A 24,209-nucleotide genomic window follows, 5' to 3' on the forward strand; every position below is an offset into this window, starting at 1 on the left:
TATTATTCAATGATGAATAGTGGCTGATCAAATTCAACTGGTTGACCGTTTTCAACTAAAATAGCTTTAATTGTGCCTGCTTTTTCTGATTCAATTTGGTTCATCATTTTCATCGCTTCAACAATACAAAGTACATCACCAACATTTACAGTTTGACCCACTTCAACAAACGCTTTCGATTCTGGGCTTGGTGTGCGATAAAAAGTGCCTACCATTGGCGATTTTATAGTCGTGCCAGTAGGAGTAATAGGATCAGCTTCAGTAACAACATCGGCTGCTGCACTAGGAGCAACAACAACTGGAGCTGCTTGAGGAATTTGAATATTTTGTATTGGCGCAGAATAGTTTGTAGCGGGAACAGAACGACTAATTCGTACTGACTCTTCACCTTCAGAAATTTCAAGCTCTGAAATACCTGATTCTTCAACTAATTCAATTAATTTTTTAATTTTGCGTATATCCATGAATTACACCGTGTTTATTTGATATAAGTAACAATTATTTTAATGCATCCTTAATATCTTAAAAGAGATCTTTTAAGTCGATAATAAGGCAGTAACTCAACATTAACGCGGAAGCATACACTGTAAAACCGATTTTGTCATTATATATCTCCTTTACGATCTGTTGTTATACTATTTTCTAGGTATTATTTTATAATTGCGATACAATAGTAACACTTAATTATTATTGAAGCTGGTGGTGTTTTAAAAGCATCAAATAGTATATTATTTAGCCTAATGTTGCTTTAAAAATATATAATTTATACAATGCGTTGCTTCAAATACTCACTAACATTTAAACACGATTAATTCTAGGAAGAGTTTTCATTATGTTCAAAAAAGTTCGCGGCATGTTTTCAAATGATCTATCGATCGATTTAGGTACAGCTAATACTCTTATTTATGTAAAAGGTCAAGGTATTGTATTAAACGAGCCTTCAGTTGTTGCTATTCGCCAAGATCATCGTACTGGCACACCTAAAAGTGTTGCTGCTGTTGGGCATGCTGCGAAACAAATGTTAGGACGTACGCCTGGCAATATAGCAGCGATTAGACCAATGAAAGATGGCGTAATTGCAGACTTTTCTGTGACTGAAAAAATGTTACAGTATTTTATTCGCCAAGTGCATAGCCATAGTTTCTTACGACCAAGCCCGCGCGTGCTTGTTTGTGTTCCAGTTGGCGCAACGCAAGTTGAACGTCGTGCTATTCGTGAATCAGCTTTAGGCGCAGGTGCGCGTGAAGTCTATTTAATTGAAGAGCCAATGGCAGCAGCAATAGGTGCTGATTTACCAGTTTCTGCACCAACCGGTTCAATGGTGGTTGATATCGGTGGTGGTACAACTGAAGTTGCGGTTATTTCATTAAATGGCGTTGTTTATTCTGCATCTGCACGAATTGGTGGTGACCGCTTTGATGAAGCAATCATTAATTATGTTCGACGTAATTATGGTGCACTAATTGGTGAAGCAACTGCTGAACGTATTAAACATGTTATTGGTAGTGCTTATCCAGGTGATGAAGTGCTTGAAATTGAAGTTCGTGGCCGTAATCTTGCTGAAGGGGTGCCGCGTAGCTTTACATTAAATTCTAATGAGATTTTAGAAGCACTACAAGAACCATTGAGTGGCATTGTTAGCGCGGTTAAAGTTGCCTTAGAGCAATGTCCTCCAGAACTAGCGTCTGATATTTCTGAGCACGGTATGGTATTAACCGGTGGTGGTGCATTATTACGTAATATCGATAAACTATTATCAGCTGAAACAGGCATTCATGTTGTTGTGGCTGAAGACCCACTAACATGCGTTGCGCGAGGTGGTGGTAAAGCATTAGATATGGTTGATATGCATGGTGGTGATCTATTTAGTGAAGAGTAAAAGTTCAAACAATGTTAACTCACTCTTAACTAATGAAATGATTAGTAAATATACCTCTCATTTTTCCGCCGACATTGTCGGCGGAGTCATATATTAAAATAATTAGATTTTGAGTCTATTACAGGTAAGTACTGAACAATGAAATTGCTTTTTTCTAAACGTTCGCCTCTTAGTGTACAATTATTTATGTCTTTGGCTATGTCGTTAGCTTTAATTGCATTGGATATAAATTATCGTCCTTTTAAAGAAGTTCGTTATTATTTAGATACAATTATCTCCCCTTTATATTACATTTCAAATGCACCCCAAGCTACGCTTGATGGGTTTTATGAAATGTCAAAAACACGAGAAACATTAGAAGCAGAAAATGTAAAACTGAATAATTTGTTGCTTGAAAAAAAGGCAGATTTATTATTACTTGATCATCTAAGACATGAAAATAATCGACTGAGAGAATTACTGGGATCTCCGCTCAGACATGATGAACATAAAATGGCGGCACAAGTTTTATTAGCAGACACAGATCCATATGTTTATCAAGTCGTTGTAAATAAAGGTCAAAATGATGGGGTTTATGTAGGTCAACCGGTAGTTGATGAAAAAGGGATTGTTGGTCAAATTTATCAGACCGCGCAGACGACTAGCCGAGCGATTTTAGTGTGTGATTATCAACATGCCATTCCGGTACAAGTATTAAGAAACGATATATCTATGGTGGCGGTAGGTAATGGTTGTAGCAATGATCTAACGCTCGATTTTTTACCTAACAATGTTGATATTAAAGTTGGCGATGTACTTGTCACGTCAGGACTTGACGGTCGCTTTCCTGAGGGATATCCCGTGGCTGTGGTGAGTTCTGTTAAACTCGATATTAATGATTCAACGCCAATTATTTCGGCAACACCAACAGCGGATTTAAAACGATTACGTTACCTACTATTATTATGGGGAGATCAAGGAGTAAAGCATGAGGGGTCATAATGGCATATTATTTATTTGGCTAACATTATTTATTGGATTATGTTTACAAATTATACCATGGCCACCAGCATACAACATGTTCAAACCCCATTGGTTTATGTTAATTTTAGCTTATTGGTTAATTGCACAACCTTACCAAGTCGGTATTGGCACCGCTTTTTTATTTGGTCTAATGATAGATTTATGTTCGGGTACTTTTTTAGGTGTACACGCGTTTATTTATTCATTTATAGCTTATTTGCTTGTTTTTAAATATCAGTTACTTCGTAATTTAGCATTGTGGCAACAATCCTTTATAATAATTGCGGTTTCTGTTTGCTATAATGGATTAGTGTTTATATTTCAAGTCAGTATTTATCATATAATTTCTATGTCACCTTATATCTTATTATCGAGTTGTGTGGATGGCTTTTTATGGATATGGATATATCTACTCTTACGACGAATAGCACGGAACTTTGCAATTAATTAAAGGAAACTCTCTTTATGTCTGTTGAATTATTAATGAATGTGACACCGTCAGAAACTCGTGTAGCTTATATTGAAGATGGTGTTTTGCAAGAAATTCATGTCGATCGTGAATCACGCCGTGGTATTGTCGGTAATATATATAAAGGTAAAGTCATTCGAATTTTGCCAGGTATGCAAGCTGCATTTGTTGATATTGGTTTAGAAAAAGCTGCTTTTCTACATGCTTCAGATATTATGCCGCATACTGAATGTGTTTCTTATTCTGAGCAAGAACAATTTCAAGTTAAGGATATTTCTGAGCTGGTTCGCCAAGGTCAAGACTTAATGGTACAAGTCGTCAAAGACCCGTTAGGTACAAAAGGGGCAAGACTGACAACTGATATTACATTACCTTCGCGTTATTTGGTATTAATGCCGGGGCAAAATTCAGCGCATGTTGCCACTTCACAGCGTATTGAAAGTGAAACAGAGCGAGAAAGACTTAAGCATATTGTAGAACAATATGTTACGCCAGAAGGGGGCTTTATTGTTCGCACAGCAGCTGAAGGCGCTAACGCACATGAACTAGAACAAGATGCTAATTTTCTAAAACGGTTGTGGAAAAAAATTCAAGAACGAATGGCTCGCCCGATTAGTAAAAATTTAGTGTATGGTGAACTTGAACTATCACAACGGGTATTGCGTGATTTTGTCGGCGATCCAATAGAGCGAATATTGGTCGATTCAAAGCAAACCTATGATTTACTTATTGAGTTTACTCAGGAGTTTATGCCCGAAGTGACAGATAAATTATCTCACTATCGTGGCAGTATTCCGATTTTCGATCTTTATGATACTGAAAACGAAATACAACGAGCATTAGATCGCAAAGTTAAATTAAAATCGGGTGGTTATTTAATTATTGACCAAACTGAAGCCATGACAACCATTGATATCAATACAGGTGCATTTGTTGGTCATCGTAATTTAGAAGAAACGATTTTTAATACTAATATTGAAGCAACTATTGCCATAGCTCGACAGTTACGCTTACGTAATTTAGGCGGAATTATTATCATTGATTTTATTGATATGCAAGAAGACTTGCACCGTGAGCGTGTATTACAATCTTTACAAGATTTTTTATCGAAAGACAGGGCAAGAACAACAATTAATTCGTTTTCGGCATTGGGTTTGGTTGAGATGACACGTAAACGGACTCGTGAAAGCATCGGTCACATTTTATGTGAGGAGTGTCCAGCATGTAAAGGCAGAGGCATGGTCAAGTCTGTTGAAACCGTCTGCAATGAAATTTTACGTGAAATTGTTCGTGTCTATAAAGCTCATCGTTCTGAATACTTTTTGGTTTATGCATCATCGGCTGTCGCGAATGCTTTAACTACAGATGAATCACATGCTCTAGCCGAAGTTGAAATATTTGTCGGTAAGCGAGTGGAAGTTAAAGTTGAACCGCTTTATATTCAAGAGCAGTATGATGTGGTATTGATGTAATAATTGATATTTTATCAAAATACTAACAGTCATCATTCTTGTGTTTTACGATAAAGATTTGAAATGTGCAATAATAGCCCCATTATAAACAAAGATGAAAAACAATTAGCTAAATAACTAATGTGATAAAGTACAGATAAAGGAATTTATGATAATTACTCAAGTGAGTGAACGGTTACTCAATCCCAATAACCTAAGCCACCAAGATCTTTTGAATTTGCTTGATATATTAAGTTCAAGACAAATTGATTTTGGTGATTTATATTTTTTGTCTGGTTACTATGAAAGTTGGTCGCTTGAAGATCGAATTATTAAAAATGCTTCTTTTCATCGCGACCAGGGAGTCGGCGTTCGTGCAATCGTAGGTGAAAAAACTGGATTTGCTTATACAGATCAACTCTCTTTAAACCGCCTAGAGCAAAGTGCTTTAGCCGCTAATTCAATCACTAAACAGCAGACTCCAATTGTTGTAACGCCGTTTAAACAAGCAGAAACCGTTGCGATCTACCCAGCTATTAACCCAATTAACTCCTTTTCACAAGAACAAAAAATAGCGCTATTAAAGCAAATTGATGCATTAGCACGTTCAATCGATCCAAGGGTTATTGAAGTTTCCGCGAGTCTAATTGGTAGTTATGAAGATATTTTAATTGCAGCAACAGATGGATCGTTGTGCGCTGATGTTCGGCCGTTAGTGCGTTTATCTGTTTCAGTAATAGTTGAAAAAGATGGTAAACGAGAGCATGGCAGCAGTGGTGGTGGAGGGCGTTTTGGTTATGAATATTTTTTAACAACCAATCCTCAAACCGGTGAAAGTATTACCGATAGCTACACTCGCGAAGCTGTTAGACTTGCGTTAGTGTCGCTTTCGGCGAAAGCTGCGCCAGCAGGTACAATGCCTGTTATTTTAGGTGCCGGTTGGCCTGGCGTGTTGCTACATGAAGCGGTAGGGCATGGTTTAGAAGGTGACTTTAATCGTAAAAATAGCTCCGTGTTTTCTGGTAAGATAGGTGAGCAGGTCACTTCAGAACTTTGTACGATTGTTGACGATGGTACAATCGAAAACCGACGTGGTTCACTTTCGATTGATGATGAAGGTACACCAACTCAAAAAACGGTTTTAATTGAAAATGGTGTTTTGAAAGGTTATATGTTTGATAAACTAAATGCTAAGTTAATGGGATGCCATTCTACCGGCAACGGTCGCCGTGAAAATTATGCTTGCTTACCTATGCCAAGAATGACTAATACTTACATGCTAGCGGGTAATTCAACATTTGATGAAATCATCAGTAGTGTAGATTATGGGCTTTATGCACCTAACTTTGCTGGTGGACAGGTTGATATTACATCAGGCAAATTTGTATTTTCAGCATCAGAAGCATACCTCATTGAAAAAGGCAAAATTACGCATCCAGTTAAAGGCGCGACACTAATTGGATCAGGCATTGAAACCATGCAGCAAATTTCAATGGTAGGTAATGATTTATCACTTGATTCCGGTGTTGGCGTTTGTGGTAAAGCTGGGCAAAGCGTACCTGTCGGTGTTGGACAACCCACTTTAAAAGTGGATAATTTAACGGTTGGTGGTACTATAAATTAGTCATAACTAAATCAGTGAGATATAAAAATAGATGGAAACAATCATTACACTTTATCAAGCATTTGTTCATATGGACATTGCAACACTTTCAAATCCCAACGTGTTATGGATATTATATGGCATGCTGTTTGTCATCATCTTATTAGAAAACGGTGTTTTACCCGCGGCATTTTTACCGGGTGATAGTTTACTGTTTTTAACCGGTGTATTGATAAGTCTTGATGTTTTTCATTTTGGTCTTATAAATTTAATTTTGATTGCTGGCGCCGCTTTTGGCACATGGCTTGGTTATGCACAAGGACGTTGGTTGGGTAATACCAAAATTGTGCAAAATTGGATGGCGCATTTGCCAGAAAAATATCACCATAAATCAGAAGTACTATTCCATAAATATGGTTTACAAGCTTTATTTATCGGTCGATTTATTGCTTTTGTTCGAACACTATTACCAATGATGGCTGGTTTATCGGGTTTACATAGCCGTAAATTCCATATCTACAATTGGATTAGTGCAACATTATGGATATTTTTGATTGTCACATTAGGTTATTTATTTGGATTATCACCAATTTTTAAAACCTATGAAAAGCAGATCATGTCTTTATTAATGCTAATACCAGTATTTTTATTGGTGCTTGGTTTAGTCTTTTCGATTTGGTTAGCGGTAAAACGTTGGTTAAGCAATAAAAAACAAGCAAAGCAAGACTGCAAAAAATAAAAGTTGAAATTAACCGATAAGCCGGGTTCTGTCGTGGACAATCATTCCTCTAGGCTAATACTCACGCATTAGCTCAAGCAGTCTACCCGGATTCAACGCGGGCCGCGCCAATGAATCCCTATTTGACCTTGCTCCGAGTGGAGTTTACCGTGCCACAACTGTTACCAGTTGCGCGGTGTGCTCTTACCACACCCTTTCACCCTTACCTGATCTTATTTAAACAATAAGCCATCGGCGGTATACTCTCTGTTGCACTAGTCGTGAATGTTCGCTCTCGCCAACATCCCCCAGGTGTTACCTGGCACTCTGCCCTATGGAGCCCGGACTTTCCTCCCCTCTGTTTGTCTCCTTTAAAAAGGACTACAACAAAGCAGCGATTGTCTGGTTAATTTCGTCCATGAGTATAGCCTAATGCATAATTTTGTCCAGCTCTGTCTTGGACTTGATTAAATAGATGTTGAATGTTTAGGCATTTAAAAATGATTAACGAATCAACAGGCCTAATAACAAGGCGTTAATCAATAGAAGATAGCGTGTGGAATATTGGAATTACTAGCACATCAAAAAGATGCACTAGTTTTTGTATAAAGGTAAATTAATTACCATTTTTTCTGTCTTTCATTTTCGTCGTAATTAAACCAACTTACAACACCGTTAGAAATTAGCACATCAAGTGTTCCTTCAAGAATATTATATTGGGTTTCGCCAATGAGCATATGACTGGTAGAGCTTTTTTTAGTATATTTATACGTCCACTGAGTCTCATTAGCATTAATTACCTTTCTACTCGTTGGTTCGCCAAATAATGAAATTATCTGTGATTCGGTGGTTGCACCTTCAACGATGTGACTGACTTTTTCTTTACTTAATGGTGTGCCTTGTTCGACAAAATTCTTTTGACTACAGCTTGAAAGGATAATAATTGAAAATAGTGCGATAATGAATTTACTTATATTTTTCATGGTATTGTTACCTGACAACTAACATAATTTTTGAGGTGTCAATAATAACACATGCTCGTCAACGTTCAAGATGAGCGCATTTTTTAATTTTGAAAAAATCAAATTATCATTAATCAAAGAAATTGGTCGATTTTATGTAAATATGGAAACTATATGTGTTTAACTGTTTCCATATTTTCTGCGTATTTGTTATTAATGTACAATAATTATTATTTTTAGTCTTTATTTTGTCTTAGGACGCGTTTTATTGGTTGGTTTGTATTTGAATTAATATAACGACTAGGCCAGATCTCATGAGGTTGTAAATTGAGAGCTTGAGCTATAATAACTTCGCCTTTAGTCCAGGGTCTAACTAACGCATTACTCAATGTTGATGAACTCAAACCCGATTGTCGGGATAGATTTGCCAGGGTCGTTCCTTGTTTTTTTAAGGCGGCAATAATGTCTGCAGGGTGCCAATCACTAGACTTTATTTTCATTTTTTATTTCCTCTTAGTTTATAACCTTGTGCATCTATGTTATGCTTTGATGTTACTAAAACAAGTAAGTTTATAATTGAACTTTAGTTATTAATAATTATGTTTCTTAATTTATTGTATCAAAGTTTCTTTAATTTCTGTAATTTTTTCTTATTGTGCTAAAATAGGATAGTGAAAATGAAAGAATGGTTCTCGTCAAAAGAGCTATCAAGCATTGCAGGGATGCCATCAACGATACAAGGCGTCAATCGAAAAGCTAGAGCTGAAAAATGGACTTCACGAAAAAGAACGGGTGTTCGTGGTAAAGCGCTAGAGTATCATATTGCCAGTTTACCGTTAGTTGTCAAAAAAGCACTATATGCAGAAGAAGAAAGTGCAAGCTACGTCGTATCACCTATCGAACCTTTTCAACTATGGATGATTGCATTTGAACAATTATCGGATGATGAAAAATCTATCGTTGCATCTTGGTTGATGCGTAATGGTATTAAAGATTTTATTACTTTTATTAATAAACAGAAAAAAGATAATTAGTGTTATTGTTTAAGCTGAGATATACTTTAACGCTAGTAAAATTCAATTTAGTTGCGAATGGAATTACCAATGGAAAGTCAGTTTCAATTAACAAATAGTAAAGAGATTATTGCATATTTAGTCGAACAATTCCCTAATTGTTTTACGCTTGAAGGCGAAGCTAAGCCACTCAAAATTGGGATATTTCAAGATATCCTTTCTCGTTTGAGCGAAAGTGACGTTCTTAGTAAAACCAAACTTCGTGTGGCACTGCGTGCTTACACGATGAGCTGGCGTTATTTATATAGTATTAAAGAGGGGGCTAATCGAGTTGATTTAGATGGAAATCCTGATGATACTATTAATAAAGAACAAGAACAATACGCCCAACAACAGCTAAAAGAAAGTAAACAAAAAGCCAAAGAAAGAGCAAAAGAAAAACGTAAAAATTCTCGCCCACCAATCAAAAAACCGAAGGCTTTAAAAGTGGGTGACTTTGTTAAAGTATTATTAGGCAATAAACCATTAAGAGTTCAAATCATTAATATTGAAAAAGAACATATTAAGGTGAATGTCGGCTCTGGCATGGAATTAACTGTTAAACCTGAGCATATTATTACCAAATAGAGAATTTGCATGAATAAATTACTCAAAGTTGTTATCAAATTAAGCCTTGTTTTATGTATCGTTAGCCAAAGTACGCAGGCTAAGCAGGTTAATAACGAGCAAATACCTGCTCTTAAACAAGATGATATACATCAAGTTGTGGCGAGAAGAGTTACTAACTATTTCACTCAATCGCATTATCGTAATTTTGCTTTAGATGGTGCTTTTTCAGCTAAAATTTTTGATCGCTATTTCAAAATGCTTGATGGTAGCAAAGCAATATTTATTCAAAGTGATGTGGATAGTTTTCGAAATAGGCAAGATTCGCTTGGACAAGAATTATTAGATGGTAATTTGAAAACTGCTTACGATATTTATAATCTCGCTTTGCAAAAGCGTTATGACCGTTATAAATATGCTCTTGAGGTTTTGCAGCGCCCAATGGATTTCACCAATAATGACGAAATTGATTTTAAACGTGAAGATATTGCCTGGCCAACTTCTGAAAAAGAACTTGATGCCTATTGGGATAAACGTGTTAAATATGACGAACTCAGTTTATCTTTATCTGGTAAAAATGAAACACAAATCCGTGAAGCACTAACCAAACGATATAATCGTGTGATAAAAACCATTTTACAATCCAATAATGAAGATGCATTTCAAGTGTTTATGAATGCATTTGCGCGTGAAATTGATCCTCATACCAGTTATCTAGCACCGCGTTCAAAACGTGATTTTGATTCTGAAATGAGTTTATCTTTTGAAGGTATTGGAGCAACGCTCAGCCAACAAGATGATTATACGGTCATCATGTCTTTTGTCACCGGTGGGCCTGCTGAAAAAAGTAAGTTGCTCGCTGTTGGTGATAAAATTATCGGTGTTGGTCAAAAGAATTCAGCTATCGAAGATGTTATCGGCTGGCGCTTAGACGATATTGTCGATAAAATCCGGGGTCCAAAAGGTACAGTAGTTAGATTAGAAATTTTACCAGCCGGTAACAATAGCAAATCTAAAATTATTGAACTAACCCGAGATAAAATTCATTTTGAAGATCGCGAAGCCAAATTAAAAATCATCAATAATGAACGAGGCAAAGTAGGTGTTCTTGAAATACCAAGCTTTTATATGGGATTAACTGATAAAGTTCACGATCTATTATTGCAAGCTAAAAACGAACAATTGCAAGGGTTAGTTATTGATTTACGTGATAATGGCGGTGGTTCATTAGCTGAAGTTATTACCCTAACCGGATTATTTATTGACAATGGACCTGTAGTACAAGTTCGTGATAATTTACAAAAAGTTGCCGTTTACGACGATAAAAATAAAGGCGTTGACTATGCAGGCCCTATCGTTGTAATGGTTAATCGATATAGTGCTTCGGCTTCTGAAATTTTTGCCGCGGCAATGCAAGATTATGGACGCGCTGTAATTGTTGGTGAAACAACTTATGGTAAAGGCACGGTACAGACTTCTCGTAATATTGCTTATCCTTCTGATTCAAGATTACATCCAAATTGGCCTGAACTTGGTGGTGTGCAATATACTGTACAAAAATTTTACCGTATAAACGGTGGTAGTACCCAACTCAAAGGGGTTGAGCCTGACATTGAAATGAGTAAAACCAAATATATGGACGAAACAGGTGAGCGTTTCTTAGATAATGCTATGCCATGGGATAAAATTCCTTCGTCTGAATATTTGACTGTTGCTAATGTTAAACCGCTTTTACCTGATTTAACAGCTAAGCATTTAACCCGAATAGCTAAAAATCCTGAATTTATCTATCTTGAACAAGATATCAGTGATTTTAATAACAAAAAGGATCGTCAGTACATTGTTTCATTAAACAAAAAATCGCGTGAAGCAGAGCGAAAAGTTAATGATGAGCGTGATTTAAAAAGAATGAATGAACGTTTAGCTCGTGAAGGAAAACCAGCTATAGTTAAATTAGAAGATTTACCAAAAGACTATAAAATACCCGATGCTTATTTAAATGAAGCGGTTGAAATTCTATTGGATTTAGCCCCTAAGTATCCAAAAATTGATGCTAGCCAAAGCATTAGTAAGGTTATTTCATTAAATGAATCAATTAAATAAAGCTGAATTTGAAAGAAAATAATTGGAGATAATAAAAAATGTGTACAAATTTAAAATTTGCTTTAGTTACTGTTGTAGCAATATTAGCTGTTTTAGCCACATTTGGTACCATTGTTATAATGAACTAAAAAGCTTGATTAATTAGCTTGTGATCATTATAGTATGCAACCTGCTTTAATTAGCGGGTTGAGAAATTTTGGTGAGGTGTCCGAGTGGTTGAAGGAGCACGCCTGGAAAGTGTGTATACGGCAACGTATCAAGGGTTCGAATCCCTTCCTCACCGCCATAAATTTTATTATTTAGTCATTGAAGGATAAAAGCCGTCAGGTTTTAACTGTCAGGAGTGACTTTCAATGTTACTTTGACAATATGCATTCACGTTAACAAGACCGAAAGTGACGAGTAAAACCTTCCTCCTCCTAGAATATTTGGAGCCATTATGGAAAACTTACGCACTGTTCAGGACTTTATACGCTGGACAACCTCCCAATTTAGCCAGTCTGAAATCTATTTAGGTCATGGAACTGATAACCCGATTGATGAAGCCAAGCAGCTTATTTTAACGACATTAGGTTTATCATTATTTATTCCGCCAGAATTTTATGCCAGCAGTCTTACTGAGTCTGAAAAACAACAGTTACTTGAACTGATTCAAAAACGGATTGAAGATCGTGTTCCAACGCCTTATTTAACTAATCAAGCTTGGTTTTGTGGTCACCAATTTTACGTTGATGAGCGGGTGTTAATACCGCGCTCACCAATTGGTGAATTAATTGATAATCACTTTTCCAACTTGTTAACAACTGAGCCAAACTCAATATTAGATATGTGTACAGGTAGCGGTTGTATTGGTATTGCCTGTGCTTATGCATTTCCTGATGCGCAAGTTGATATTTCTGACATATCATTAGAAGCGTTAGATGTTGCACAAACGAATATTGAATTACATGAGATGCAATTTCAAGTAACGCCGATATTATCGGATTTATTTGATAATCTGCCGGTTAAAAAATATGATGTTATTGTCTCAAATCCTCCTTATGTTGATGACGAAGACATGGGTGATCTCCCTGATGAGTTTTTATATGAACCTAAATTGGCATTAGAAGCGGGCGTTGATGGCTTAGATTTGGTTAAAAGAATTTTACGTGATGCCGTCAATTATCTAACACCAAATGGTGTTTTAATATGTGAAGTAGGAAATAGTTGGATCAGTTTGCAAGAACAATATCCTGATATTCCATTCAATTGGATAACGTTCGAACATGGTGGACTTGGCGTGTTTTCAATATCGTGTCAAACCTTAATAGAATTTCATCACTATTTTAAATAATGTGTTATTAATCATTGGAAATAAAATTTATGTCTGGAAACTCGATCGGTAAGTTATTCAAAGTCACCACTTTTGGCGAATCACATGGCATAGCATTAGGATGTGTTGTAGATGGCGTACCGCCGGGACTTGCTTTAACTGAATCAGATATGCAGCACGATCTTGATCGACGCCGTCCTGGTTCTTCTCGTTATACCACGCAGCGCCGCGAAGCAGATCAAGTTAAAATATTATCAGGTGTTTTTGATGGTGTCACAACCGGCACCAGTATCGGTTTGTTGATTGAAAATACCGATCAACGTTCACAAGATTATAGCAAAATTAAAGATATCTTCCGCCCTAGTCATGCTGACTACACTTACCAAAAAAAATATGGCATACGTGATTACCGAGGTGGCGGTCGATCATCGGCGCGTGAAACGGCAATGCGTGTTGCGGCAGGTGCTATAGCAAAAAAATATTTAAACGAAAAACTGGGTATTACTATTCGTGGTTATTTAGCTCAAATGGGTGATATAGAATGTCAATTAAGAGATTGGCAACAAGTTGAACAAAATTCCTTTTTTTGTGCTGATGAAAGTAAACTTGAGCAACTTGATGAATTATTAAGAAAATTAAAAAAAGAGGGTGATTCAATTGGTGCGAAAGTCACTGTTGTCGCTGAAAATGTACCGGTTGGGCTGGGTGAACCAGTTTTTGATAAGTTAGATGCTGAATTGGCCCATGCATTAATGAGTATTAATGCAGTTAAAGGGGTCGAAATAGGTGATGGCTTTGCTGTTATTACTAAACGTGGTAGCGAAAATCGCGACGAGATCAGCCCACAAGGATTTTTATCCAACCACGCCGGTGGCATCTTAGGTGGTATCAGCTCGGGTCAAACCATTTTAGCCAACATTGCCTTAAAACCTACCCCAAGCATTGAAATTGCAGGTCGATCGATCAATGTACAAGGTGAAGCCGTTGAAGTATCGACGCATGGTCGGCATGATCCATGCGTGGGTATAAGAGCAGTTCCCATCGCTGAAGCAATGGTTGCTATTGTTTTAATGGATCACTACCTTCGTTATCGTGCTCAATGCAGTGATGTGGATCCGCGATGAATTACGAACTTCTTATTCTGCTATTTGCCATAGCAGTTTTAGCGGGATTTATCGACTCAATTGCCGGTGGAGGAGGGTTACTTACCGTGCCGGCACTATTGGCAGTCGGTTTACCGCCGGCTAGTGCCTTAGCGACTAATAAGTTACAAAGTTGTGGTGGATCATTCTCGGCTAGTCTCTACTTTATCCGTGAGCGCATGGTTAATCTTAGAGAACAAAAAATCGCAATTATCTTCGCCTTTATCGGCTCCGCAGTTGGTACTGTTTCGGTGATGCATATCCAAGCCGATTTTCTAAGACTATTATTACCGATATTAACGATCAGTGTTGGGTTGTATTTCCTACTCTCACCAACAATCGGAGAACAAGACCGCAAAAGCCGCCTGACCACCCTACAATTTGCCCTTATTCCGGCGTTAGCAATTGGTTTTTATGACGGCTTTTTTGGACCCGGTGCCGGTTCCTTCTATGCTCTAGCCTATATTACCCTTGCCGGATTTAATCTGACAAAAGCAACTGCTCATACCAAAGTCCTAAACTTTACCTCAAACTTAGCGGGATTGTTATTTTTTATTATGGGCGGACAAGTGGTCTGGTCGATAGGTTTAGTCATGTTAGTCGGACAATTCATCGGCGCAAGATTAGGCGCTAAAATGGTTATTGCGAAAGGAAGAAAATTAATAAGACCAATGTTGATTATTGTTTCTACAGTTATGAGCATTAAGTTGATTTATGAGAACTTCTTCTGATGATTAGATTTTGCTTTTGATTGTTAGCTAACCGTAATTGATGATAAATTTTGTTTTAATATATTTAGCTAATAAAACGTGGGACACAAAAGATTCAGAATTTTTAATCGTTATAACATAAATATATTTAAGCTAAACTAATAGAACGACTTCAACAATTTCAATACTTTTGCAGTAAGCGATCTTAATATACCTAATGCACTGTTTCAATGTAATGGTCATAATGTGCAGCTATCCATATAAACTCAAAGCTAACAAGAATATTTGACACACTCCCTTAACGTTGCGATTTAAAATATATTTTTGTTTATCAATGGTAGTTGTTACTGTTTTGAATAAAAAGCAATTGATGTATTTTTAATATTGTTAAATAAATTGTCGAGCAGAGTAATTATAAATTGTAATTTGTTCGCATTAGATTTCAAACAGACTGTTTCAAGTCAATATCATTGAAACATTATCAATAATTACACCATCGTTTTTACCCTTTTTTTTCGCTAGATTTAAAGATTAATAAAATCAATGTATTACAAAACAGTTAAAAAAAAGGGTTTTTAAGTAATAAAACAATATTTACCTTTATGCCAAAGGCGATTATAGTATGTGCTGTTCTAGCTCAATACCGTGTAGGTAGTTTAGAAATTTATCGTTAGCATTATCAGCCAATTTAATTAGCTCAATACCGTGTAGGTAGTTTAGAAATTACGTCATGCCAATTATTGATGTCTTTATTGGCTCAATACCGTGTAGGTAGTTTAGAAAGCCAATTTAAATTCTTTGTATTTAATTAAGTTGCTCAATACCGTGTAGGTAGTCAAAAAAAGCAAAAATTTGAGGAAGTAGATTTTTACGGTTTAATAGCCTATCCGCAGGAAGCCTTTAGTTTAAGCATATAAAAATGCCCTAAAGTATTTCATTAAGATAAATGGGTTAAGTATGAAATTGTAATTATGTGCCTTTATTTCAACTTTATATCAACTATCACCTAGCTTGTTTCAGCTAATAGCCACACATAAACAGACATTTTGATGTGCTTTAAGCAACACACAATTAATACATAGGCCCTTAACATTCGCGGCATATATTCTTTTTTTGTATTCAGACAACTCAATCTTGTTAAGTTCAATATAGCAAAATATCTGCTCAAAAATTCTGTTTAGACTGATTATTAAATACCTTTACCACAGCTTATTTTTACAATTTATAAAAACAAGAAAGATTAAGCTTTATTAACAATGAAGGTAAAATTTTTGTCTGTTTGTTAAGTATTGCTAAAATGTCTTAGGTAGTTGAATGATAAAAATCAACAGTTAATTGATTAACCATATGTTATATTGTCAGTAAGCTATAGTGATACATAGCGTGGTTCAATAATACCAATACAGGCTAATTAACTTACGGATATAAGTATCGAATAAGGTGAGCATAAAATGAAAATAATTGTACTTGCTATAAAGTTTGAATATAACGGTATTGAGCAGATAATTAATCCTGTAATTATACAAGATGATAGTCATATGATATTAATTGATGCGGGGTATCCTTGTCAGTTTGAGTTATTTGAAGCAGCAGCAAAAAAGAGTGATCTTGATTTAAATAAGTTATCTTATATTATCATTACGCACCATGATTTTGATCATATAGGTTCGTTAGCAGAATTTAAGAAAAGATTTCCTCATATTCAAATATTGTCATCAAGTATAGAAAAAGCCTATATAGAAAAGCATAAAAAACCATTGCGTTTAGAGCAAGCAGAAAAAAGATATCCTTTCTTGTCGGATAATGATAAGCAACAAGCACTGATCTTCCATAAAATATTAGAAAATATAGAAGGTGTTGAGGTAGATGATATTTTGCACAACCATCAAGTTTTACCTATTGGTAAAGGGGTAGAGGTTATTTTTACGCCTGGGCATACCCAAGGTCACATATCATTATATATAAAGGAAAATAAAACCCTGATAGCGGGTGATGCACTTGTTCTGGCTAATGGTAAATTAGTTATACCTTTTCCAGAGTTTGCTTATGATTTAGCTCAAGCCCAAAGTTCTATAAAAAATCTAATGAATTATGAGATTGATGAGATGATTTGTTATCATGGGGGCAGTTATAAAGGTAACTGGCAAGATATACTGATTTTAGACAATGAGTTAATCGAAAATTCATAAACACAAGCATAATGTTTAATATTGATACCTAGATTCTAAATATAAAATACGCGGTGTTAGCTAGTACTTTTTAATTAAAATGTGAATGATGAGTTGCCAAAGTCTGCTATGCATTATGTGGATGAAAAAATTAATGGTAGGTAATTTATTGCGTGTTTTTCATTAGTAGGATGATGTTTAAAGAACATTTTAGATAAAAATGAACTAATAATTATCTGATTTAATTTTTTAAGTTTGTCTATCTTATAATCATTAATATCTGTTATATTCTAAATCATATAAGGGCAAATGATTTGCTGAAAAAACTTAATTAATTCACGTTATGAAATTACAACAATTACGCTATATTTTAGAAATTGCTCGATCAGGCTCTATTAATGAAGCGGCTAAAAATTTATATATTACCCAACCTAGCTTGTCGACAGCGGTTAAAGAGTTAGAGGCCGAATTTGGCATTGAAATTTTTGTACGTACTTCAAAGGGAGTATCTTTATCAACCGATGGTGTAGAGTTCTTGGGGTATGCCAAACAAGTATTGGATCAAGCTGAGTTATTAGAACAGCACTATGCTAAAAAGGCGCCATCAAAGCAACTATGTAGCATTTCGACCCAACACTATGCGTTTGCTGTGAATGCATTTGTTAATTTAATCAAGAAGAATCATACTGACGAATATGAATTTACCTTACGTGAAACGCGAACTTACGACATTATTACCGATGTGGCTAATTTACGTAGTGAAGTGGGTATACTCTATTTAACTGATTTTAATCAAAAAGTCATATTGCGGTTACTTAAAGAGCATCGTTTAACGTTTAATCCTCTGTTTGAAGCTGATCCGCATGTGTTTATTAGTACCCATCATCCTTTAGCTGCGATGAAATCCTTAACCTTACATGATCTGGAAGATTATCCGTATTTATCATTTGAGCAAGGTGAATATAATTCGTTTTATTTTTCTGAAGAGATTTTAAGTACGGTCTATCATAAAAAAAGCATTCATGTGAGTGATAGGGCAACGCTATTTAATTTATTGCATGGGTTAAATGGTTACACAATTAGCACAGGGGTTTTAAGTACCGATTTGAATGGTTCTGATATTTTATCAATTCCCCTTAATGTTAATGAAAAAATATTGATTGGTTGGATCACCTCTCAAAAAGTGCAATTGAGTATGTCGGCACAAAACTATATAGAAGCACTAAAAAAACTGATACAAGAAGAATATGGTTTTAAGCTTAAATAGCAGGGGATTATTACCATAATTCAAATTGCTATTTTGATAAATTTGAGTATAATTGCGCACAATTCATATATTGATTATATGAATATCGAGGAGTGTCTGAATTAGAGATCGGTCATTCCATCATTAATATTAATTTTAAGAGGTTTATTATGTCTCTAACTGTAGAAGCGAAAGCGAAAATTGTTGCCGAATATGGTCGTGGTACTAATGACACAGGTTCAACTGAAGTTCAAGTTGCTCTTTTAACTGCACGTATTAATGACTTACAAGGTCATTTTTCAGCGCATAAAAAAGATCACCACAGCCGTCGTGGTTTATTACGTATGGTTTCTAGCCGTCGTAAATTATTAGATTATTTACGTCGTAAAGATATCGAACGTTACAACCAATTAATTCAAAAATTAGGCTTACGTCGCTAATAACTTATCTACTTGGAAAGAGGCTTAGGCCTCTTTTTCGTTGTGAAAAATTAGGACTCTGATATAATATCGAGCTCGGAAAAATAAAAGATTGTATCTCATGTTTCGCGCGACTAATGAGAGCTCTATAGTTTATAGATTTGTCATTAGTCGTGACAGTGAAATAATCTTTTGTTTGATATCCCCACACTGTTGAAGTGAGTAGCGTAATTCGTGTTATGTTACTTTTTGTTCAAATTCAAACTTCAACACACAAAATACAAGAGGAAATTGTTTTGTTTAATCCGACACATCAAAAATTTCAATATGGTCGTCATACCGTAACTTTAGAAACAGGTATAATGGCTCGCCAAGCAACAGCTGCAGTAATGGTTAATATGGATGATACGGCTGTTTTTGTTACCGTTGTTGCTGATAAAAAAGTGAAAGAAGGTCAAGACTTTTTTCCTTTAACTGTTAATTATCAAGAGCGTAGTTATGCAGCGGGTCGTATTCCTGGTGGTTTTTTTAAACGTGAAGGTCGACCTAGCGAAGGTGAAACACTCATTGCTCGTTTAATTGACCGACCACTTCGTCCACTATTTCCTGAAGGATTTGTTAACGAAATTCAAATTATCGCAACAGTTGTTTCTGTGAATCCTGACGTGAGTCCTGATTTAGTTGCCATGATTGGTGCTTCAGCTGCACTTTGTTTATCTGGCGTGCCATTTCATGGTCCTATTGGTGCGGCTCGAGTTGGTTTTATCAATGATGAGTTTGTTCTTAATCCATCAGTTAAAGAATTGGCACATAGCCGTTTAGACCTAGTAGTAGCTGGGACAAAAAGCGCAGTATTAATGGTTGAGTCTGAAGCGGATCTTCTTTCAGAAGATCAGATGCTAGCAGCTGTGGTATTTGGTCATGATCAACAACAAGTTGTCATTGATAATATTAATGAATTTGTTGCTAAAGCAAATTGTGAAAAATGGGATTGGGTTGCGCCAGCTAAGAACGAAGCTCTATATAATGCTGTTGTCGAATTGGCTAAAGATCGTTTAGGTGAAGCTTATCGAATTACTGAAAAGCAAGCACGTTATGCACAAATTGATCTAATTAAAGACGATGTGTTGGCAACCTTAAAAGCACAAAATGAAGAGCTTGATGAAAACCAAGTTATTAACATTATTGTTGACTTAGAAAGTCAAATTGTTCGCCAACGTGTTATTGCTGGTGAACCGCGTATTGATGGTCGTGAAAAAGATATGATCCGTGCGCTAGATATTCGTACTAATGTGTTACCAAGAACCCATGGTAGTGCATTGTTTACTCGTGGTGAAACGCAAGCACTCGTTACTGCAACATTAGGAACAGAGCGTGATGCGCAGATTATCGATGAGTTAACAGGTGAATATACAGAACGTTTTTTACTCCATTATAACTTCCCGCCATATTCAGTTGGTGAAACAGGTATGGTCGGTTCACCAAAACGTCGTGAAATTGGTCATGGGCGCTTAGCTAAGCGTGGCGTTGCAGCTGTAATGCCAAGTAAAGAAGAGTTTCCATATACTGTGCGCGTAGTGTCTGAAATTACTGAATCTAATGGTTCATCTTCAATGGCTTCAGTGTGTGGTGCTTCACTTGCATTAATGGATGCTGGTGTGCCAATTAAATCCTCAGTCGCTGGTATCGCGATGGGACTCGTGAAAGAAAGCGATAATTTTGTTGTTCTTTCGGATATTTTAGGTGATGAAGATCATCTTGGCGATATGGATTTTAAAGTTGCAGGTACACGTGAAGGTGTAAGTGCGCTGCAAATGGATATCAAAATTGAGGGTATTACTAAAGAAATTATGCAAATTGCACTCAATCAAGCTAAAGGTGCACGTTTACATATTTTAGGTGTGATGGAACAAGCAATTAATAAACCTCGTCAAGAGATTTCTGAATTTGCACCTCGTATTTATACCATGAATGTCAATCCAGATAAAATTCGCGATATCATTGGTAAAGGTGGAGCAACAATTCGTGCCTTAACCGAAGAAACGGGTACTACAATTGAAATCGCTGATGATGGTACTGTAAAAATTGCCGCTTCTGATGGTAATAAAGCTAAAGATGCAATGAATCGTATCAATAATTTAGTTGCTGATGTTGAATTGGGTAAAATTTATACTGGCAAAGTGACACGAATTGTTGATTTTGGTGCTTTTGTATCAATCATCGGTGGTAAAGAAGGTCTTGTGCATGTTTCTCAAATTGCTGATCATCGCGTTGAGAAAGTTTCTGATTACTTGAAAGTTGGACAAGAAGTGAATGTTAAAGTATTAGAAATAGATCGTCAGGGTAGAATTCGTTTAAGCATGAAAGATGCTGTTGAGCCTGCTGCTGATGTAGCACCAGTTACTGAATAAAATATCATTCACTAGGAGTTAAAATGAGACTATACAACCTGAGAATTATCTGCTTTTTGCTAGCTGTTATTCTTTTATCAGGTTGTTCTAACTCTTTACCTGTACTGGCTGTTCCTGAGCAAGTTTCTTATGAAGATGAATTGAAAATTGCTCAGCTCAGTCAACAGTTATCACAAAATGATATTGATACCATTACGCGTATGCAGCTCATTTTTGAGCGAGGTATTGTCTACGATTCATTAGGTTTTAAAGCTTTTGCATACAGTGATTTTACACATTTGTTAAGCTTTAATCCTGAAATTCCAGATTTGTATAATTTTTTAGGTAATTATGCACTTCGCGATGGTGACTTCGATTCGGCTTTAGCATCGTTTAATACTACCTTAGAGCTCGATCCAGCTTATGCTTTTGCCTACTTAAATCGTGCAATTACGTTGTACCGTACTGGGCATTATGAATCAGCAGATCGTGATGCGTTGCAATTTTATCAATATGATGTGAATGAACCAATTCGAATTTTGTGGCTTTATTTGATCGAAAAAGAAATCGATAATAAAGTTGCACAGCATGAGCTACAAAAACGTTATGATCTACTCAACGATAAAACGATTTATAGTAGCGATATTGTTGCATTTTATTTAGGTAAAATTAATGAATCTAAATTAATGCAAAATCTTCAACAAGGTGTAGAAAGTAATCGGCAATTAGCTGAGCGCCTATGTGAAGCCTACTTTTACTTAGGTAAATATTATCAAAGTAAAGGTGATAATGAGCGTGCCAAAATGTTATTTAAATATGCTTTAGCGAATAATATTTATAACTTTGTTGAACATCAACAGGCACTCTATGAAATGAAGTTACTTGAAGAAAAAGAAAAGTAACAAGGGTCATGCCAGTTTAAAAGTGAAAATATTGTTATAGCGTAGTTCTGATTTGCCAATAATATACTCCTGAATTTTAATGATTTGATTATTTTGCTTTATCTATTTTATGATAAAGCACTAATCATCTTTAAATTTTGCTGATTAATTATCGATAGTATTAATATTGGCAGTTAGTTATTGGGGTGAGTTGTAAATTTTCAATTTAGTGAGCTGGCATAAATTTATCTATTCTTGGTTTTATTAAATTAGCCATGGCACATTGCCGATATTAAGTTGTGCTTAATATTGTTAACAGTGCAAACAACCTGTTTAGATATACTAAAATTTATAAGCGAGTTTACATGACAAAAGAAGTTTCTTTTATTGACCTTGGTTTATCCGAGGATATCCTTAATGCATTAAATGATCTTGGTTTTAGCAAACCATCACCGATTCAAGCTGAATGTATTCCTTTATTGTTAGCAGGTAACGATGTATTAGGAATGGCACAAACAGGCAGTGGTAAAACCGCAGCGTTCTCTATCCCATTTTTAATGAATATTGATGCTAATTTAAAAGCACCACAACTGTTGGTTTTAGCACCAACCCGCGAGTTGGCTATTCAAGTTGCCGATGCATGTGCTGAATATGCAAAATATATGAAAGGCGTAAAAGTTTTAGCATTATATGGTGGACAACGTTACGATGTACAATTACGCGCTTTAAAACAAGGCCCGCAAATTGTAGTTGGAACACCAGGTCGATTACTTGATCATTTAAACCGTAAAACGTTGGATCTGTCTAACCTTAAAGGTTTAGTGCTTGATGAAGCTGACGAAATGTTAAGAATGGGCTTTATTGATGATGTTGAAAGTATTATGGCAACGATACCTGAAAATCATCAAACAGCACTATTTTCAGCAACAATGCCAGCACCTATTCGTCGCATTACTAAACGTTTTATGCAAAATCCTAAAGAAGTGCAAATTAAAGGTACTAATCAAACCGCACCTGATATTGATCAGAGTTATTGGTTAGTCAGAGGTATGCGTAAAAACGAAGCAATCATTCGTTTTCTAGAAGCTGAAGATTTTGATGCTGCAATCATTTTTGTTAGAACCAAAACAGCGACGTTAGATGTTGCCGACGTTCTTGAAAAACATGGTTATAGCTGCGCAGCATTAAATGGTGATATGACACAGCAATTACGAGAGCAAACTCTTGATCGTTTAAGAAATGGTCGTTTAGATATTCTTATTGCAACCGATGTTGCAGCACGTGGTTTAGATGTTGAACGTATTAGTTTAGTAATTAACTATGATATTACGCTAGATTCTGAATCTTATGTTCACCGAATAGGGCGAACCGGTCGAGCAGGTCGTGCTGGACGGGCGATTTTATTTGTCGATAGCCGTGAGCGCCGTTTACTTAAAAACATTGAACAAACGATTAAAAAACCAATTCCAGAAGTCGCATTACCTTCAAAAGAATTGATTGAAAAACGTCGTTTAGCAAAATTTACTGAGCAAGTACAAAAGCAGTTAGAAAGTTCAGATCTTAACCAATATCAAGCACTTTTATCACAAATTCAAGCTAGCTGTGATACAGATTTAGAAACGATTGCTACTGCGATTTTAAAAATGGCTCAAGGCGAGCGCTCGTTAATATTACCACCTGATCCAGTGATAAAACCATCTCGTGACAGTCGCGATCGTGATAATCGCAGTGGCGAGCGCCGTTTACGTGGCGATAACCGTGAAACACCAAAACGTCGAGAACGCCGTGATGTTGGCGATATGGATATGTATCGAATCGAAATTGGTAAAGAGAATGGCGTTGAAGTTCGACATATTGTTGGTGCTATTGCTAATGAAGCTGATATAAGTAGTCGTTATATTGGTAATATCAAACTTTACGAAACTTATTCAACTGTTGAATTACCTAAAGGTATGCCTCAAGACATTCTTAAACACTTCGAAAAGGTAAGAGTGCTTAATCAACCGATGAAAATGAGTTTAGTAAGTAATGCTTCATCTGATAATAGACGTGGTGGACGTAGAAATAGTAAATCTGAGTCGAATGATAAAGGATTTTCGAAAAAACGAGGCCGTTCGTCAGCACCAAAATTTTAA

Annotated in this window: 22 protein-coding genes, 1 tRNA gene, 1 other RNA gene and 1 CRISPR repeat array; of the genes, 20 read left to right on the plus strand and 4 right to left on the minus strand. The window is 36.0% G+C overall.

The annotated features are described in order from the left end of the window. Window positions 1-2: 2 nt before the first annotated feature. Entirely contained in the window at window positions 3-464 is a 462-nt protein-coding gene (gene accB / locus A9G09_RS08000; RefSeq protein WP_065634342.1) for an acetyl-CoA carboxylase biotin carboxyl carrier protein, read from the minus strand. A gap of 368 nt (window positions 465-832) precedes the next feature. Here accB and A9G09_RS08005 point away from each other — a divergent pair, with 368 nt between their 5' ends. From A9G09_RS08005 to A9G09_RS08030, 6 genes are all read left to right on the plus strand, one after another. After that, the gene (locus A9G09_RS08005; RefSeq protein ID WP_065634343.1) at window positions 833-1,879 is read left to right on the plus strand and encodes a rod shape-determining protein; all 1,047 of its coding nucleotides are present in this window, start codon (window positions 833-835) and stop codon (window positions 1,877-1,879) included. Between the two features lie 138 nt (window positions 1,880-2,017). Further along, on the plus strand, window positions 2,018-2,860 hold the full coding sequence (gene mreC, locus A9G09_RS08010; RefSeq protein ID WP_065634344.1) for a rod shape-determining protein MreC: 843 nt from the start codon (window positions 2,018-2,020) through the stop codon (window positions 2,858-2,860). After that, the gene (mreD, locus tag A9G09_RS08015; protein ID WP_065634345.1) at window positions 2,847-3,332 is read left to right on the plus strand and encodes a rod shape-determining protein MreD; all 486 of its coding nucleotides are present in this window, start codon (window positions 2,847-2,849) and stop codon (window positions 3,330-3,332) included. Before mreC ends, mreD begins: the two co-directional genes overlap by 14 nt. Window positions 3,333-3,346: 14 nt before the next feature. Next, entirely contained in the window at window positions 3,347-4,822 is a 1,476-nt protein-coding gene (gene rng, locus A9G09_RS08020; RefSeq protein WP_065634346.1) for a ribonuclease G, read from the plus strand. 148 nt (window positions 4,823-4,970) lie between these two features. Further along, window positions 4,971-6,425 carry a metalloprotease TldD gene (gene tldD, locus A9G09_RS08025; protein ID WP_065634347.1) on the plus strand — a complete coding sequence of 485 codons (1,455 nt, stop codon included), beginning with the start codon at window positions 4,971-4,973 and terminating at the stop codon, window positions 6,423-6,425. A 31-nt stretch (window positions 6,426-6,456) separates the two neighbouring features. Then, window positions 6,457-7,143: a DedA family protein gene (locus tag A9G09_RS08030; protein WP_065634348.1), complete on the plus strand. Its 687-nt coding sequence runs from the start codon at window positions 6,457-6,459 to the stop codon at window positions 7,141-7,143. Between the two features lies 1 nt (window position 7,144). Here A9G09_RS08030 and rnpB read toward each other — a convergent pair. The 3 genes from rnpB to A9G09_RS08045 form a co-directional block, all read right to left on the minus strand. After that, window positions 7,145-7,536: RNase P RNA component class A (rnpB, locus tag A9G09_RS08035), an RNA gene on the minus strand. A gap of 206 nt (window positions 7,537-7,742) precedes the next feature. Next, entirely contained in the window at window positions 7,743-8,105 is a 363-nt protein-coding gene (gene bamE, locus A9G09_RS08040; protein ID WP_065634349.1) for an outer membrane protein assembly factor BamE, read from the minus strand. Between the two features lie 215 nt (window positions 8,106-8,320). Next, window positions 8,321-8,584, minus strand: coding sequence for a helix-turn-helix transcriptional regulator (locus A9G09_RS08045; protein WP_065634350.1), 264 nt, complete (start codon window positions 8,582-8,584; stop codon window positions 8,321-8,323). A 177-nt stretch (window positions 8,585-8,761) separates the two neighbouring features. Between A9G09_RS08045 and A9G09_RS08050 the strand changes: the two genes are divergently transcribed. The 14 genes from A9G09_RS08050 (at window position 8,762) to A9G09_RS08110 (ending at window position 24,209) form a co-directional block, all read left to right on the plus strand. Further along, window positions 8,762-9,118, plus strand: a complete 357-nt coding sequence (locus tag A9G09_RS08050) for a DNA-binding protein (RefSeq protein WP_065634351.1) — start codon at window positions 8,762-8,764, stop codon at window positions 9,116-9,118. A 69-nt stretch (window positions 9,119-9,187) separates the two neighbouring features. Beyond that, entirely contained in the window at window positions 9,188-9,724 is a 537-nt protein-coding gene (gene proQ / locus A9G09_RS08055) for an RNA chaperone ProQ (RefSeq protein WP_065634352.1), read from the plus strand. Window positions 9,725-9,733: 9 nt separating this feature from the next. Then, window positions 9,734-11,806: a carboxy terminal-processing peptidase gene (gene prc / locus A9G09_RS08060; protein WP_065634353.1), complete on the plus strand. Its 2,073-nt coding sequence runs from the start codon at window positions 9,734-9,736 to the stop codon at window positions 11,804-11,806. Window positions 11,807-11,844: 38 nt separating this feature from the next. After that, on the plus strand, window positions 11,845-11,934 hold the full coding sequence (locus tag A9G09_RS13255; RefSeq protein WP_141671550.1) for a YnhF family membrane protein: 90 nt from the start codon (window positions 11,845-11,847) through the stop codon (window positions 11,932-11,934). A 70-nt stretch (window positions 11,935-12,004) separates the two neighbouring features. Further along, a tRNA-Ser gene (locus A9G09_RS08065) sits at window positions 12,005-12,092 on the plus strand. Window positions 12,093-12,245: 153 nt separating this feature from the next. Further along, window positions 12,246-13,139, plus strand: coding sequence for a 50S ribosomal protein L3 N(5)-glutamine methyltransferase (prmB, locus tag A9G09_RS08070; protein ID WP_065634354.1), 894 nt, complete (start codon window positions 12,246-12,248; stop codon window positions 13,137-13,139). A 29-nt stretch (window positions 13,140-13,168) separates the two neighbouring features. Beyond that, window positions 13,169-14,242, plus strand: coding sequence for a chorismate synthase (gene aroC / locus A9G09_RS08075; RefSeq protein WP_065634355.1), 1,074 nt, complete (start codon window positions 13,169-13,171; stop codon window positions 14,240-14,242). Continuing rightward, window positions 14,239-14,991: a TSUP family transporter gene (locus A9G09_RS08080; RefSeq protein ID WP_065634356.1), complete on the plus strand. Its 753-nt coding sequence runs from the start codon at window positions 14,239-14,241 to the stop codon at window positions 14,989-14,991. The genes aroC and A9G09_RS08080 overlap by 4 nt, the downstream gene beginning before the upstream one ends. A gap of 614 nt (window positions 14,992-15,605) precedes the next feature. Further along, window positions 15,606-15,813: a CRISPR direct-repeat array (repeat unit 28 nt; unit sequence GCTCAATACCGTGTAGGTAGTTTAGAAA). Window positions 15,814-16,421: 608 nt separating this feature from the next. After that, window positions 16,422-17,159 carry an MBL fold metallo-hydrolase gene (locus A9G09_RS08085; protein ID WP_065634357.1) on the plus strand — a complete coding sequence of 246 codons (738 nt, stop codon included), beginning with the start codon at window positions 16,422-16,424 and terminating at the stop codon, window positions 17,157-17,159. A gap of 322 nt (window positions 17,160-17,481) precedes the next feature. Further along, complete coding sequence (locus A9G09_RS08090) at window positions 17,482-18,405, plus strand: LysR family transcriptional regulator (RefSeq protein ID WP_065634358.1); 924 nt, start codon at window positions 17,482-17,484, stop codon at window positions 18,403-18,405. Between the two features lie 149 nt (window positions 18,406-18,554). Beyond that, window positions 18,555-18,824 carry a 30S ribosomal protein S15 gene (gene rpsO, locus A9G09_RS08095; protein WP_065634359.1) on the plus strand — a complete coding sequence of 90 codons (270 nt, stop codon included), beginning with the start codon at window positions 18,555-18,557 and terminating at the stop codon, window positions 18,822-18,824. Between the two features lie 275 nt (window positions 18,825-19,099). Continuing rightward, window positions 19,100-21,214 carry a polyribonucleotide nucleotidyltransferase gene (gene pnp, locus A9G09_RS08100; protein ID WP_065634376.1) on the plus strand — a complete coding sequence of 705 codons (2,115 nt, stop codon included), beginning with the start codon at window positions 19,100-19,102 and terminating at the stop codon, window positions 21,212-21,214. 23 nt (window positions 21,215-21,237) lie between these two features. After that, complete coding sequence (gene nlpI / locus A9G09_RS08105; RefSeq protein WP_065634360.1) at window positions 21,238-22,095, plus strand: lipoprotein NlpI; 858 nt, start codon at window positions 21,238-21,240, stop codon at window positions 22,093-22,095. A 344-nt stretch (window positions 22,096-22,439) separates the two neighbouring features. After that, complete coding sequence (locus A9G09_RS08110; RefSeq protein ID WP_081297519.1) at window positions 22,440-24,209, plus strand: DEAD/DEAH family ATP-dependent RNA helicase; 1,770 nt, start codon at window positions 22,440-22,442, stop codon at window positions 24,207-24,209.

Origin of the sequence: Gilliamella sp. wkB292, from assembly GCF_001690235.1 — a bacterium.
GTDB classification, from domain to species: domain Bacteria; phylum Pseudomonadota; class Gammaproteobacteria; order Enterobacterales; family Orbaceae; genus Gilliamella; species Gilliamella apicola_F.